Below are 11,725 nucleotides of genomic sequence, written 5' to 3'. Positions count from 1 at the left end.
AACCCTACACTAACCATGCAGCTTCACCTCCGCACATACGTGCAGCAAGATTTCCTAAGCGTGTTCAATGCCTTTGACGAGCAGCTGTTTCAAAAGCTATCGCCGCCCTACCCCAAGATGCAACTGCTGCGCTTCGATGGGTCCGAGCCGGGTGATGTGGTGGAGGTAGAACTGCAGACGGGTATCAAATCCTTCCGCTGGACCAGCCTGATCATCGATAGAAAGGTAACAGAAACCGAGGCATACTTTATAGACGAAGGCCAGGTGCTGCCCCCTCCCCTGCGGCGCTGGCACCACAAGCACCTCATCACCAAAAATGGCAGCGGAGCCGTTATCCACGATATCATCACGTTCAGCACCGGTTTTGCACCGCTGGATGCACTACTGTACCCGCTCATGCTGGCACAGTTCAGCATGCGGAAACCGATTTATCGAAAGGTGTTTGGCAAGGTATAAATCTGAAAAACCTTTCGCTGGCTACGGCAGTTTACTGCACAACAAGTATAAAATCGTAATTTAGGGTATGACGAAAGCAGCCATCATCGGGGCAGGAATCGGGGGCATTGCCACCGCCGTACGCTTAGCCGTGAAGGGCTATGATGTAACGGTGCTGGAGGCCAACAACACCTTTGGCGGCAAAATGCACGAGTTCTGGCTGGGCAAGTACCGTTTTGATGCCGGCCCCTCGCTGTTTACGCTGCCCCACCTGGTAGACGAGCTGTTCACCCTCGCTGGGCGCGATCCTAAAAATTACTTCACCTATACCCGCCTCGATCCGATTACGCACTACTTCTGGCCCGACGGCAGCCACGTAAAAGCATATGCTGATGCCGGTAAGTTTGCCGTGGAGGCAGAGGAGCAGTTGGGCGTGCCACGGCAGCAGGTGCGGGAGGCGCTGGCCAAGAGCGACCGGCTGTACCAGGGAACGGCAGATACGTTTCTGCACAAGTCGCTGCACCGGCTCGATACCTACCTGAGCAAGGATGTGCTCAAGGCGATGGGCTGCCTCTCCGACCTCGGCCTTACCACCACCATGCACCAGGAGAATGCCAGGCAATTTTCAGACCCGCGCTTTGTGCAGCTGCTCGACCGCTTTGCCACTTACAACGGCTCCGACCCGTACCAGGCACCCGGCACGCTCAACATCATCCCGCACCTGGAGCACAACATCGGTGCGTTTTACCCGGTTGGCGGTATTTATGCCATTGCGGCAAGTCTGGTAAAGCTGGCGGAGGAGCTGGGCGTGCAGTTTAAGTATAACGAGCCTGTCACGCGCATCATCACCGAAGAAGGTAAGGTAACAGGCGTGGAAACAAGCAGGGGCACCTATAAAGCGGATGTGGTGGTGAGCAACATGGATGTGGTGCCGACCTACCGCCGGCTGCTGCCCAACCAGCCGGCACCGGAGAAAACGCTGGAGCAACCGCGTTCGAGCTCGGCGCTGATTTTTTACTGGGGCATCAAAAAAGAATTTCCGCAGCTGCACGTGCACAACATCTTTTTCAGCCAGGATTATAAAAAGGAGTTCGAGCACATCTTCAAGTATAAAACCGTGAGCCCGGACCCGACGGTGTACGTGAACATCACCTCCAAAGCAGCACCCGAGGATGCGCCAGTTGGAAGTGAGAACTGGTTTGTGATGGTGAACGTGCCCCACAACCAGGGACAGGATTGGCAGCAGCTGGCAGCTGACACCCGGCAGGCAGTGCTGCAGAAGCTAAGCATGATGCTCCACACTGATGTAGCCGGCCTTATAGAACAGGAGCAGGTGCTGGACCCGCTGCTGATCGAGAGCCGCACCTCGTCGTTTGGCGGGGCTTTGTACGGCAGCAGTTCCAACAACCGCATGGCTGCTTTCCTGCGCCATCCCAACTTTAGCTCCAAACTAAGAGGTTTATACTTCTGCGGCGGCAGCGTACATCCGGGCGGCGGTATTCCGCTGTGCCTCCTGTCGGCAAAAATTGTGGCGGACCTCACGCCCGCCGCCGCTCCCGCTAACATAACGCAACCTCATGCCTGATACCAACGCTGTTTTAGATAAAATGCCTGTTGCCGGGAAGTACAGGAAATATGCGCTGCCGCTGGCGGTGTTTATACTCGTGGTGTTTCATGCGGTGGGTTTTTGGGGACTGCGCTTTAGCGGCAAACCCGAGTACTTCCAGCAGCTCACGCCCATGAACCTGCTGCTCACCAACACGCTGCTCTTTGCCTTCCACCGCCGCTGGAACGCGGCTTTCATACTTTTTGCGGCCGTTGTTTTCGCGGTTGGCTTCTTCTCGGAGGTGTTGGGGGTGCACACGGGGCTGCTGTTCGGTAACTACTCGTATGGTGCTGCGCTGGGCACAAAGGTGTGGGAAGTGCCGCTGCTGATTGGGCTTAACTGGCTCATGCTGGTGTACACCACCGGCCACATCAGCAACCTTACCCGCTTGCCGTGGGTGCTCAAAGCCATACTTGGCGCTATCCTCATGGTGCTACTCGATTTTTTTATTGAGCCGGTGGCCTCGCGCTTTGATTTCTGGAGCTGGCAGGGAGGGAATATCCCGCTCTCTAATTTTGTAGGCTGGTTTTTTGTGGCGCTCCTACTACAGGTATACTTCCAGTTAGCCCCTATTTACAAGCAAAACCGCATCGCCAACTGGGTATACCTGGTGCAGTTGCTGTTCTTTATTGGCCTCTACAGCCAACTCTAACTCCTGCCGGGGTTGCCTGAAAGCACAAAATTATACTTAATTTGCATGCAATTGCCTGGCAGGTAATTCAAACCACAACTGGGGCTTTGCACGTACACAGGACTCGCCGCCGCTGTAGGTATTAATACAAAACTATATGAGCTTTTTAGAGACGATACTTGGGGAGATACTCCATGTTTTTAAGCAGGAGGGAATTGAGGCGAACTCGGAGGAAGAATTGGTGCGCCGGCTCGATATCAGGCAAACTACCTACAAGGAGCTCTTCAAGGACAAATCTGATATGGTGCGGCAGGTGATTCTGCACGATATGCGGGAGCAGGAAAAGCGGGACAAGCAGATGCTGCAACACGCCGCCAACCCCGTGGAGGAGATATTCCTGGTGCTGCAGCAAAGCATAGGGGAGTTGAAAGAGTTGAACCCGGCCTTTATAATAGACCTGCAGCAGCACTACCCTGGTGTGTGGGGATTGGTGATGGAGCACCTGCACACTTACAATTACCATCTCGATCTGGACATTATTAACAGAGGCATTCTGCAGGGCTACTTCCGCAAAGACATCAACCTGCAGCTGGTGATCAAGATTATCATGGAGCAGTTCAACATGCTGATCAACCCCAGCATCTTTCCGCCTGAGCGGTACGAACTGAGTGAGGTGTTCCGGAGCATGTATTTATACTATGTGCGCGGCCTCTGCACCGAGCAGGGCAGCAAACTGGCCGAGGAGTACTTTTCGAGAAGCAATATCTGATACGTTGCCTGCAGTAAGCTGTAGCAGATAGCAGCCATAAAAAAGCCCCGGAGTTTAACGCTTGCACCTTAACTCCGGGGCTTTTGTTTATAGCAGCGAGTTTTAGCTGATGGACACGCGCACTTTCTGGGTGTACATGCGCAGGGCGCTCTTGAAGTCGGTGCCGTTGTCCTCCATCTCGTTCAGGATCCAGACTGCTGCCAGCACGTGTGTCAGTTGCTCGCCTTCGTCTTCGCCGCCTACCTCAATGGCCAGCTCCTGCTCGTCCACAATGGCGCTTTCGGCGGCCATCAGTTCCTCCAGAGAATAGTTCTCTACCAGTTGCTTTATTGCGGGAATCTTCATTTCTAGTTCTGGTTTAGTTTGCTGATCAGGTCACGTACGGCTTCCTCTTTGCTGGCAGCCACAGTATCTACCAACTCGCCGTTCTGGAAGATAGCAAAAAACGGAAGGTTCGTTACACTGGCCAGTTTGCGGGCCTCAGGGCTCGTCTCGGCGTTCACGTCCACAAACGCCACATCCGTGAATGCCTCATCGTCAGACAAACGCTTGTACTTGGGTGAAAACAAGCGGCAGTTTCCGCACCAATCAGCATAGTATTTTACCACCACTTTTTGGTTTGAGCTAAGAACCGCTTTGAAATCGGTGTCAGTTGCTTTGATAACAGCCATTTTCTATTCGTATTTAGTAGGTTTTACAATATATTTTGTACCCTTTCGGATACCTGCCGCAAAGGTAAGGCTTTTAAGTATAAAATGCAGGCAAGCCTAAATGATAGATGTCATGTTTCGCCTGACCACGGATTTCAGAAGGCGCTGAATCTTTCGCTGCTTGCCGAAACTATACCTGTACCCGCCGGGGTTATAGAAGCACAACCAGTGCGGGCCTGAAACATGATTTTAGCCGTAATGGTATAAAAGAAACTTAGCCGCAATTTTGTATCTTTGCAGCCTAAAACCAGAGAAGCACCATGTTAGATAAGTTAGAAGCCATTAACCAGCGATTTGAGGAGGTAGGTCAGTTACTTACCCAGCCTGACGTGGCCAGCGACATGAAGAAATTCAAGTCGCTTAACAAAGAGTATAAGGACCTTGACAAGATAGTAGTTGAATATAAGAAGTACCTGAATATCCTTAGCAACATCGACAACGCCAAGCAGGTGATTGCCACGGAGAAGGATGAGGATTTCAGGGAGATGGCCAAAGAAGAGCTGGACGAGCTGGTGCCGCAGCGTGACGAGATGGAGGAGCTCCTGAAAGAGATGCTGATCCCGAAAGATCCGGACGATAGCAAGGACATCATCATGGAAATCCGTGCGGGTGCGGGCGGCGACGAGGCCTCTATATTTGCCGGCGACCTGTACCGCATGTACAGCCGCTTTGCCGAAAAGATGGGCTGGCGCACAGAACTCATCGATGCCACCGAAGGTACTTCTGGCGGTTACAAGGAAATTATCGTGGGCATGTCCGGCGAGGACGTGTACGGCAAGCTGAAGTTTGAGTCGGGGGTGCACCGCGTGCAGCGTGTGCCGGCCACCGAAACACAGGGCCGTATCCATACTTCGGTTGCCTCGGTAGTGGTGCTGCCGGAGGTAGAGGAGCTTGATATTGACCTGGACATGAACGATATCCGCAAAGACCTGTTCATGTCTTCCGGACCTGGTGGGCAGTCGGTAAACACGACCTATTCTGCCGTGCGCTTAACGCACATTCCAACGGGTATCGTGGCCCAGTGCCAGGACCAGAAATCACAGCTGAAGAACTTCGATAAGGCGCTTGCTGTACTGCGCTCGCGTATCTACGAGATCGAACTTGCCAAGAAAAACGAGGCAGAAGGCGCACAGCGCAAGAGCATGGTGGGCAGCGGCGACCGCTCTGACAAAATCCGTACGTACAACTACCCACAAGGCCGCGTAACCGATCACCGCATCGGCTACACGGTATACAACCTGCCGAATGTAATGGACGGCGGTATAGAAGATTTTGTGGAGGAGCTGCGTATGGCGGAGAATGCCGAAAGAATGAAAGAAGGCGCCTCAGCATAGCAACAGCCGTTGTGGAGCTATAAGTATAAAAAAGGATGCAGCAGGCACATTTGCCCCGCTGCATCCTTTTTTCTTTTTAATTCCTATCTTGGTGAGAATCAACACTAGTGCTGCGCCAATTTAAAAATTAGAAATTATGAATTAGAAATGATTCGTAAAAAGACTTAAGCACAGTTTCTAATGACACTGGCTAACCCAAAAGCTTAAATTGGTCGAGCACTAGTTATACTTCTGTGAGATCAATCTTTAGCGTGAGCTGTGACTTTAATTTGTCGATCCACCAGAAACGGATAACGATACACCAAAAGCGATTAACGAATTTGAAATACCTGCTCGCCATACTGCCCCTGCTCCTGCTGCTCTCTGTTTTTAGCTGTGAGCCCAGGGATGAGGTGATTACGACTGACCCGGATGCGGTGCTGGCGTTCTCTGCCGACACCGTGCTCTTTGATACGGTGTTTGTAACCCGCGGCAGCGTAACCCGGCGGCTGAAAGTGTACAACCGCAACGAGAAGGCAGTGCGCATCAACGAGGTGCGACTGGCGGGTGCCCCCTCATCGCCCTATCAGCTCACGGTTAACGGTATGCAAGGCCCGCTGGCCAACAACATCGAGTTGCGCGGCGGCGACAGCCTGTATGTACTGGTGAAGGTGAACATCAACCCGACGCAGCAAAACCAACCCTTCCTTGTTTCCGACTCCATCCTTTTCCAGACAAACGGGCAGGAGCAGGCTGTAAAGCTGGTGGCGTACGGGCAGAACGCTTACTTCCACCGCAAAGGCAGTATCGGTACCTCCACCTGGGCCAGCGATAAGCCGCACGTGCTTCTCGACTCGGTGCTGGTGACAAAGGATGCCGTACTTACTATCGCGAAGGGAGCCCGCATCTATGGCTATAATAAGTCGGTGCTGCTGGTGGCGGGGCAGCTGCAGGTGCAGGGCACGCCAACGGAGCGGGTAGTCTTCAGCGGGTACCGCCGCGAGGCGGATTACCTGACGGCGCCCGGCCAATGGGAGGGCATCCGGATTCTGACGACCAGCGGCGGCAACCGCATCCGCTATGCCGATATCAAGAACACCCGCTACGGCCTGCGCATCGGTAACCCGGGTATGGCCGGCACTTTAGTGGAAGGCTGCGTGGTGGCACATGCTTTCCTGGACGGGATCGTGGCTTTTACCTCTGATGTGCGGGTAGAGAATACGCTCATTTTTAACTGCGGGCAGTATGGCTTTGGTGGGCTGGGCGGCGGCAAGTATGAGATTCTGTACTCCACCATTGCCAGTTACCGGAACCAGCTTCTGCGCGAAACGCCCCTGCTCGTGCTCGCAGACTACATTCCCGAAACCGAAATACGAAACCAACCGCTATCGCTTCGGCTGGTGAACACCGTTGTTTACTCTGATGTCTCCACTTTTGTGGATGAGGTGCTGATTGCTCCCCTGACTGCGGCGACTGAGGTAAGCAACAACATTCTCCGCACTGAGGTATACAAAACACAGCTGGAGGGCAACGGCAATATCCTGAACGCGGATCCAAAGTTTGAGGCACCAGACAAGTATGACTTCAGCCTCGATACCCTCTCCCCTGCCAGCGGCGCGGCGAAAATGCTGCCAGCTATCCTCAAAGATATCAAAGGCGCCACTCGCAGCAAGACCAAACCGGACATCGGCGCGTATGAGAGGCTGGTTGATTAATTTTTACTCACGAATTTGAAATTAAGTCATTCAAAATTTGGTATGGAGTGGTTCCAGAAAGAAATAAGATTGCCTGCCGTAAAGCGCGGCTTCCATTTAATTACAGATCTGCTGACGGCGCAGCTGCCGGAGTTGGAGAATATTAACGTCGGACTGGCGCACATCTTCATCAAGCACACTTCTGCCAGCCTGGCCATAAATGAGGATGCGGACCCTACCGTGCGGCAGGATTTCGAGAGCCACTTCAACCATATGGTGCCGCAGAACCAACCTTACTACCGCCACACCCTGGAAGGCCCCGACGACATGCCTGCGCACCTGAAAGCCGCGCTCCTGGGCGCCTCAGTTACCATCCCAATCAGCAAAGGAGAATTGAACCTGGGCACCTGGCAGGGCATCTACCTCTGCGAACACCGCGACCACGCCTCCAAACGAACAGTTGTCGTGACGCTGCAGGGAAACGCTGTATAATGATGAATTAGGAATTATAAATTATGAATTGGAAAGTTTAGATTAGGCCTTCCCTTTACATACAGACATACTTCTTATCCCCTCCTCGGAGGGGCAAGGGGTGGGTTCTTTCAATACAAGTTTTCCCGCGCTACCGGATAATGTTGATCTTGCGGATTTCGGTGCCGTTGGTGCTGGTCAGGCGCAGGAAGTATACACCGGATTGCAGGTGGCGTACATCCAGCCGTAACACGCGCTCCCGTACGTCTGCCGCCACTACCATCTTCCCCACGCTATTCAGCAACTCCACATGGCGCACCAGGATGCGTGCCGGTTGCTCAATAATCAAATAATCAGAGGTCGGGTTAGGGTATACGGTCAGGTCGCTTACCGTCACCTTCACAAAGTCCTCCTTCACCTCGGTGCTGGTCAGCCTGCCGTTAGATACCGTGAGCGTTACATCGTAGAGACCCGGCTGCGGATAGGTAACCACGGGGTGCTGCTGAGTGGAGGTGGCAGGTACACCGCCTTCAAACTCCCAGTACCACTCTGTTGGGCGGGTGCCTTGTGAGGCGTCTGCAAAGTCAATTTTCTTGCCAGCTATCAGCAGCGTATCGCTTTTCAACTTGGTGCCAAAATCGGAGCGGATGGTGCCGATGCAGGCCAAAGAGTTTAACAGGCTGCTGCGGCTGGTGTTCAGCACCGCTTCCATGTAAGCAGCCTGCCCTTTGGTGAACAGGTTCATACAGGCGTCAGAGCTGTAGTCCATGTAGTTCTGGTACATGTTGCCGTTGGGGCCGTTGTCGCAGGAGTCTTCTATACCGCTTGGGCAGCCATAGGTGCTGTTCTTCTGGCTGGGAGTGTCGCTGATGCCGTCGTCATCGCTGCAGGAGTCATCCTCTGTTCCCCAGATGTGGCCAAGGCCCAGCCAGTGGCCCACCTCGTGGGTAGCGGTGCGGCCCATGTTGAAGTCCCAGTCAAAGGGATTGGCAGGGGCGGCGCCTACGGCGGCAAAGTGCAGCACCACACCATCCTGAGCGGCAGGAACTCCGCCCGGCAACGCGGCATAACCCAGCACATCGTCTTTGATGTTGCCCGTCCAGATATTCAGGTACTGGTTACGGTCCCAGGCGTTGATGCCCCCATGCGCGGACTTCTTGATGTAATCAAAAATGTAGTCGAAGTCTTTCTTGCTGGTCTTTGTGCGGGTGATGCCGTTGGTGGGGTTGCCTGCGGGGTCTATGGTAGCGAGGCAGAACTCGATGCGGGTGTCGGCGGCAAAATCCTGGAAGTAGGCCGGCGTATTCATAGCATCGGCATTCAGTCTTCTAAAGTCGCTGTTCAGCACCGCCAACTGCGACAGAATCTGCTCTTCTGATATGTTCTCTTCGGCTTTGTTGTACACCACATGGAAAACCACCGGAATGGTGATAACGGTAGCAGCCCGTAGGTTCTGCCACTGTCCCTGCCTGCTAAGCTGCTGCTGCACGGCCTGCTGTGCCTGCTCTACCTGCTGCTGGTACTGCGGGTTCTGGACCTGCAGCACTTTGCCAAAAGCTTCGGTGGCGCAGCTGCGGGTGCCGGACGCTGGCGCTGTCTGGGCAAGGCCAGTCAGCGTAAAGCCAAGGCAGCAAAGTATAATCAAGGCAAAAACGCGCATCATCGAAATAATTGTAATGTTCCCTGCACCAGCACAAGTATAAGCAACTCTACAAGTTACAAATATTTGGGCAAGGAAATTCCACTCCAGGCGGTTTCGCGGCAAATTAAATCAGAGGTTGGTTTCCACCATGTAGCGCAGCGAATCGCCAAAAACCATTTTCTGAACGCCCTCTACTTTATAGCTGGAAATATCGCCGGTTTGGGCATTAGCGTCTAGCTGAACGCTGCGGTTGGAGAAGAAGATGATGTTCTCGTCCTGCAGCCGCGCGTTGAGTTGCAGCAGCCGCCCCTCCGGCGAGAGGCGCAGGCGCAGGTAAGCTACCTGTGCCTCTGCGTCCGGTAGTTTGGTATACTCCACGGCCACGCTGCCGTCTTCCAGCACCTGCTCCTGCTTAGTGTAGTATTCCTGCAGCGAGGGGCGGTTCAGATCCACCTGCTCAAAAACGGTGAGTTCATCCTCCCAGTCAATGGCAGTGGTTTCCTTTATCTCCGGCGCCTGCCCCTGCGTAGCCACGGCTTTAAGCACCATAGGCTGGTTTGCCTGCAACTCCCGCTTTTGCTCCTGCAGGTAAGCGGTCAGGTCAAAATAGGTATCTGCCTTGTCTGATGCAGGGGGCGCCGGCCGCTCACAGGCCGCAGTGACCAGCAGCAGGCCTGCAAGAAGAAAGGAAGTATACTTTGCCACGGCGGTAAGTTTAGTTTCTTATGATCAATGAGGTGCCGGTCATATCTTCCGGCTGCTCCAGGCCCATCAGGTCCAGGATGGTGGGGGCAAGGTCGCCTAACTTGCCCTGGCGCAACTCTCCTTTAAAGTCGTTGCTCACAAGTATAAAAGGCACCAGGTTGGTGGTGTGCGCGGTGTTTGGCGTGCCGTCTTCGTTGATCATCATGTCGGCGTTGCCATGGTCGGCAATCACAATGATGTCATACCCGTTTTCCAGAGCTGCCGTAGCCACATCGTGTGCGCACGTATCCACGGTTTCGCAGGCTTTCACGGCGGCCTCAAACACACCGGTATGGCCCACCATGTCGGGGTTGGCAAAGTTCAGGCAGATAAAATCAGCGCTCTTCTGCTGCAGCTCCGGCACAATAGCGTCACGAATGTCGTAAGCGCTCATTTCTGGTTGCAGGTCGTAGGTGGCTACTTTGGGCGAAGGGCACATCAGGCGGCTTTCACCCTCAAACTGTGTTTCGCGGCCACCCGAGAAAAAGAAGGTTACGTGCGGGTACTTTTCCGTTTCGGCAATCCGGATCTGCTTCTTTCCTGCCCGGGCCAGTACTTCGCCCAGGGTATTATTCAGGTTATCTTTCTCGAAAATAGCCTCTACCTGTAAGAAGCTATCATCATAATTGGTCATAGTGATATAGCGCAGGTTCAGTTTGTGCATGTCCTGCTCCGGGAAATCGCGCTGCGTGAGGGCCTGCGTAATTTCACGGCCACGGTCGGTGCGGAAGTTAAAGCAGATCACCACATCGCCGTCTTTGATGGTGGCTACCGGCTCTCCCCTGTCGTTTACTTTCACAATCGGCTTGATGAATTCATCGGTAACGCCGGCATTATAGGAATCCAGCACCGACTTAATCAGGTTCTGCGACGGCGCTCCCTCTCCTTTCACCAGCAGGTCGTAGGCCAGCTTTACGCGCTCCCAGCGGTTGTCGCGGTCCATGGCGTAGTAGCGGCCGATAATGGAGGCGATGGTGCCGGAGGTGTGCTCCAGGTGCTGCTCCAGCTCATTGATGTATTTCACGCCGCCTTTCGGGTCGGTGTCGCGGCCATCGGTAAAGGCATGGATATATACATTGTGCAGGTCATAGTCGTAGGCTGCCGAGCAAAGCGCCTTCAGGTGGTTGATGTGTGAGTGCACGCCGCCGTCAGACAGCAGACCGATAAAGTGAACGTCGCGCTTGTTTTCTTTGGCATAGGCAAAGGCGTTTGCCAGCGCAGGCATGGTGGCAAGTTTGCGATCTGAGATGGCTTTGTTCACGCGCACCAGGTCCTGGTACACCACACGGCCCGCGCCGATGTTCATGTGCCCTACTTCCGAATTGCCCATCTGCCCGTCAGGCAGGCCCACGTACTCGCCGGAAGCAAATAGAGTAGAGTTGGGGTATTTTTGAAGTATAGAATCAATGAAGGGGGTGTGCGCTTTTTGTATGGCTGAAACCTCCGGGTTGGTCGTGATGCCCCACCCGTCCAAAATCATTAAGAGTACCTTTTTATCCATAGTGCAAATATAGCTAATATCTTGAAAGCGGCAGGATACGATTGCTTCGGCGGCACCTCCTGCCAGGTGCCGCCGAAGCAGCCAAGGGGCAACAGACGCTGAAGAACGGGGTACGCTTGGGTGTTGTTTCGCCAGCCTCCTGAGTTTGCGCTTATCAGGGGATACGGATACGCTGTAACACGAGGTGGCGGACCTGCGGTGCCCTTACA

The 11,725-nt window shown here is 53.9% G+C and carries 12 protein-coding genes; 7 read left to right on the top strand and 5 right to left on the bottom strand.

Annotated features, from left to right (window positions below; translation table 11 throughout):
* The first annotated feature begins 15 nt into the window (after window positions 1–15).
* The 4 genes from A0W33_RS08170 (at window position 16) to A0W33_RS08155 (ending at window position 3,441) form a co-directional block, all read left to right on the top strand.
* Window positions 16–456 carry an SRPBCC family protein gene (locus A0W33_RS08170; RefSeq protein ID WP_068837693.1) on the top strand — a complete coding sequence of 147 codons (441 nt, stop codon included), beginning with the start codon at window positions 16–18 and terminating at the stop codon, window positions 454–456.
* 67 nt (window positions 457–523) lie between these two features.
* Entirely contained in the window at window positions 524–2,020 is a 1,497-nt protein-coding gene (gene crtD / locus A0W33_RS08165) for a 1-hydroxycarotenoid 3,4-desaturase CrtD (protein ID WP_068837692.1), read from the top strand.
* A complete protein-coding gene (locus tag A0W33_RS08160) occupies window positions 2,013–2,693 on the top strand; it encodes a carotenoid biosynthesis protein (protein ID WP_068837691.1) in 681 nt (226 codons plus the stop codon). The genes crtD and A0W33_RS08160 overlap by 8 nt, the downstream gene beginning before the upstream one ends.
* Window positions 2,694–2,829: 136 nt before the next feature.
* Entirely contained in the window at window positions 2,830–3,441 is a 612-nt protein-coding gene (locus A0W33_RS08155; RefSeq protein WP_068837690.1) for a hypothetical protein, read from the top strand.
* 102 nt (window positions 3,442–3,543) lie between these two features.
* On the opposite strand, the gene A0W33_RS08150 is transcribed toward A0W33_RS08155, so the two are convergent.
* Both A0W33_RS08150 and A0W33_RS08145 read right to left on the bottom strand, forming a co-directional pair.
* Window positions 3,544–3,786: a DUF6952 family protein gene (locus A0W33_RS08150; RefSeq protein ID WP_068837689.1), complete on the bottom strand. Its 243-nt coding sequence runs from the start codon at window positions 3,784–3,786 to the stop codon at window positions 3,544–3,546.
* A 2-nt stretch (window positions 3,787–3,788) separates the two neighbouring features.
* Complete coding sequence (locus A0W33_RS08145) at window positions 3,789–4,112, bottom strand: thioredoxin family protein (RefSeq protein ID WP_068837688.1); 324 nt, start codon at window positions 4,110–4,112, stop codon at window positions 3,789–3,791.
* A 299-nt stretch (window positions 4,113–4,411) separates the two neighbouring features.
* Here A0W33_RS08145 and prfA point away from each other — a divergent pair, with 299 nt between their 5' ends.
* The 3 genes from prfA (at window position 4,412) to A0W33_RS08130 (ending at window position 7,650) form a co-directional block, all read left to right on the top strand.
* The gene (gene prfA, locus A0W33_RS08140; protein ID WP_068837687.1) at window positions 4,412–5,485 is read left to right on the top strand and encodes a peptide chain release factor 1; all 1,074 of its coding nucleotides are present in this window, start codon (window positions 4,412–4,414) and stop codon (window positions 5,483–5,485) included.
* A 320-nt stretch (window positions 5,486–5,805) separates the two neighbouring features.
* Window positions 5,806–7,179 (top strand): hypothetical protein, encoded by a 1,374-nt coding sequence (locus A0W33_RS08135; RefSeq protein ID WP_068837686.1) that lies wholly within the window; start codon window positions 5,806–5,808, stop codon window positions 7,177–7,179.
* Window positions 7,180–7,221: 42 nt separating this feature from the next.
* On the top strand, window positions 7,222–7,650 hold the full coding sequence (locus tag A0W33_RS08130) for a secondary thiamine-phosphate synthase enzyme YjbQ (protein WP_068837685.1): 429 nt from the start codon (window positions 7,222–7,224) through the stop codon (window positions 7,648–7,650).
* Between the two features lie 130 nt (window positions 7,651–7,780).
* Here the strand turns inward: A0W33_RS08130 and A0W33_RS08125 are convergent, their stop codons facing one another.
* From A0W33_RS08125 to gpmI, 3 genes are all read right to left on the bottom strand, one after another.
* A complete protein-coding gene (locus A0W33_RS08125; RefSeq protein WP_068837684.1) occupies window positions 7,781–9,292 on the bottom strand; it encodes a M43 family zinc metalloprotease in 1,512 nt (503 codons plus the stop codon).
* A gap of 108 nt (window positions 9,293–9,400) precedes the next feature.
* Window positions 9,401–9,976, bottom strand: a complete 576-nt coding sequence (locus tag A0W33_RS08120; RefSeq protein WP_068837683.1) for a hypothetical protein — start codon at window positions 9,974–9,976, stop codon at window positions 9,401–9,403.
* 10 nt (window positions 9,977–9,986) lie between these two features.
* A complete protein-coding gene (gpmI, locus tag A0W33_RS08115; RefSeq protein ID WP_068837682.1) occupies window positions 9,987–11,516 on the bottom strand; it encodes a 2,3-bisphosphoglycerate-independent phosphoglycerate mutase in 1,530 nt (509 codons plus the stop codon).
* Between the last annotated feature and the right edge of the window lie 209 nt (window positions 11,517–11,725).

Source organism: Pontibacter akesuensis (assembly GCF_001611675.1).
In the GTDB taxonomy this organism is placed as follows: Bacteria; Bacteroidota; Bacteroidia; order Cytophagales; family Hymenobacteraceae; genus Pontibacter; species Pontibacter akesuensis.
This window is presented reverse-complemented; position numbering and strand designations above follow the sequence as displayed.

Coding starts and splice junctions, on each gene's coding strand:
- A0W33_RS08170 (WP_068837693.1), top strand. CDS start 16: ATGCAGCTTCACCTCCGCACATACGTGCAGCAAGATTTCCTAAGCGTG.
- crtD (WP_068837692.1), top strand. CDS start 524: ATGACGAAAGCAGCCATCATCGGGGCAGGAATCGGGGGCATTGCCACC.
- A0W33_RS08160 (WP_068837691.1), top strand. CDS start 2,013: ATGCCTGATACCAACGCTGTTTTAGATAAAATGCCTGTTGCCGGGAAG.
- A0W33_RS08155 (WP_068837690.1), top strand. CDS start 2,830: ATGAGCTTTTTAGAGACGATACTTGGGGAGATACTCCATGTTTTTAAG.
- A0W33_RS08150 (WP_068837689.1), bottom strand. CDS start 3,786: ATGAAGATTCCCGCAATAAAGCAACTGGTAGAGAACTATTCTCTGGAG.
- A0W33_RS08145 (WP_068837688.1), bottom strand. CDS start 4,112: ATGGCTGTTATCAAAGCAACTGACACCGATTTCAAAGCGGTTCTTAGC.
- prfA (WP_068837687.1), top strand. CDS start 4,412: ATGTTAGATAAGTTAGAAGCCATTAACCAGCGATTTGAGGAGGTAGGT.
- A0W33_RS08130 (WP_068837685.1), top strand. CDS start 7,222: ATGGAGTGGTTCCAGAAAGAAATAAGATTGCCTGCCGTAAAGCGCGGC.
- A0W33_RS08125 (WP_068837684.1), bottom strand. CDS start 9,292: ATGATGCGCGTTTTTGCCTTGATTATACTTTGCTGCCTTGGCTTTACG.
- gpmI (WP_068837682.1), bottom strand. CDS start 11,516: ATGGATAAAAAGGTACTCTTAATGATTTTGGACGGGTGGGGCATCACG.